We start from the raw sequence: 1,850 nt of genomic DNA on the forward strand, positions 1-1,850 counted from the left end.
GACCTGGAGGCTGATCCGACATGTGTCGCGGTTCTGCAGCAGCTGGCAGCAGTGCGCGGTGCAATCAACGGCCTGATGGCGGCCGTTCTGGAGAGCCATCTACGGGAGGAGTTTCCTGACAGAGGGGCGAGGAGCGACTCGCAGCAACAGTCTATTAACGAAACCATCTCCATCGTTCGGTCGTATCTCCGGTAACCAATTCCAGGTGGTTTTGGTGACGGAGACCAACTCAAAAAAGGAAGTGACATCATGAAATCACGTGCAGCAGTGGCCTTTGGGCCAGGTAAACCGCTGGAAATCGTTGAGATCGACGTTGAGCCGCCACGCAAGGGTGAAGTGCTCGTCAAGATCACCCATACCGGCGTGTGTCATACCGACGCGTTCACCCTGTCGGGTGATGATCCTGAGGGTCTCTTCCCGGTCGTGCTGGGCCATGAAGGCGCCGGCATCGTGGTAGAGGTAGGTGAGGGCGTCACCAGTGTGAAACCGGGTGATCACGTTATCCCGCTCTACACCGCTGAATGTGGCGAGTGCCTGTTCTGCAAGTCGGGCAAGACCAACCTGTGTGTGTCTGTACGTGCTACCCAGGGCAAGGGTCTGATGCCTGATGGCACCACCCGCTTCTCGTACAACGGTCAGCCGCTGTTCCACTACATGGGCTGCTCGACTTTCAGCGAATACACCGTTGTTGCTGAAGTGTCGCTGGCCAAGATCAACCCGGATGCCAATCCGGAGCACGTCTGCCTGCTGGGCTGCGGCGTGACCACCGGTATCGGTGCTGTGCATAACACGGCCAAGGTGCAACCCGGTGACTCGGTGGCGGTATTCGGCCTCGGTGGTATCGGCCTCGCCGCGATCCAAGGCGCACGCCAAGCCAAGGCGGGCCGCATCATCGCCATCGACACCAACCCGGCCAAGTTCGAGTTGGCTCGCAGTTTCGGTGCCACCGAGTGCATCAACCCCAAGGACCACGCGAAGCCAATTCACGAGGTTCTGATCGAGATGACCGGTTGGGGTGTTGACCACACCTTCGAATGCATCGGTAACGTCAACGTCATGCGTTCGGCGCTGGAAGCGGCCCACCGTGGCTGGGGCCAGTCGATCGTCATCGGTGTCGCCGGTGCCGGCAAGGAAATTTCGACCCGTCCGTTCCAGTTGGTTACTGGCCGGACCTGGAAGGGCTCTGCCTTCGGCGGCGTCAAGGGACGTACCCAGCTTCCAGGCATGGTGGAAGACGCGATGAAAGGCGAGATCGACCTGGCGCCGTTTGTCACCCACACCATGGGGCTCGATGAAATCAACGAAGCGTTCGACCTGATGCATGAAGGCAAGTCGATTCGCACCGTTATTCACTACTGATCACTACCTGATCGTTAAACATCAATACTCAAGGAAACACATTAAATGGCTACTCCAGTAATTTCCGGTAACGACATCTTCTCCCACGTGTTCTTCGGCGCCGCCGACATCAAGAAATCGTCCGCATTCTACGATGCGGCTCTGGGTGCCCTCGGCATCAAGAACCTGGGTCCTTTCGGTAACGATTGGGTGCTGTACGGCCGTGACAAGCCAGCGTTCATCATCGCCCGTCCAGGCAATGGTGCTGCACCTACCAGCAATGGCGTAACTGTCGGTTTCGCTGCCGCCACCACCGCTGAAGTGGATGCGTTCCACGCTGCCGGCCTCGCCGCTGGCGGTAGCGATGAAGGTCAGCCAGGTCCACGTGGCCACCTGCCGGGTGCCTACGCGGCCTACCTGCGTGACCCAGCTGGTAACAAAGTGTGTGCCTACACCTTTGTCTGAAACCAAGGAGTCGTGAGGTCGTTGTGAACGGAGCCTGCTCCGGTTAG

Annotated in this window: 3 protein-coding genes; all 3 read left to right on the top strand. The window is 58.8% G+C overall.

The window, feature by feature from the left end:
- On the top strand, positions 1 to 195 hold a 195-nt coding region (locus EKA13_RS27010), incomplete at its 5' end, for a metal-sensing transcriptional repressor (protein ID WP_065762017.1).
- 54 nt (positions 196 to 249) lie between these two features.
- Positions 250 to 1,359, top strand: a complete 1,110-nt coding sequence (locus tag EKA13_RS27015) for an S-(hydroxymethyl)glutathione dehydrogenase/class III alcohol dehydrogenase (protein WP_025999993.1) — start codon at positions 250 to 252, stop codon at positions 1,357 to 1,359.
- A gap of 45 nt (positions 1,360 to 1,404) precedes the next feature.
- Entirely contained in the window at positions 1,405 to 1,803 is a 399-nt protein-coding gene (locus EKA13_RS27020) for a VOC family protein (RefSeq protein ID WP_053870539.1), read from the top strand.
- Positions 1,804 to 1,850 lie beyond the last annotated feature (47 nt).

The sequence above is a fragment of the Pseudomonas defluvii genome (genome assembly GCF_001695625.1).
Classification (GTDB): Bacteria; Pseudomonadota; Gammaproteobacteria; order Pseudomonadales; family Pseudomonadaceae; genus Aquipseudomonas; species Aquipseudomonas defluvii.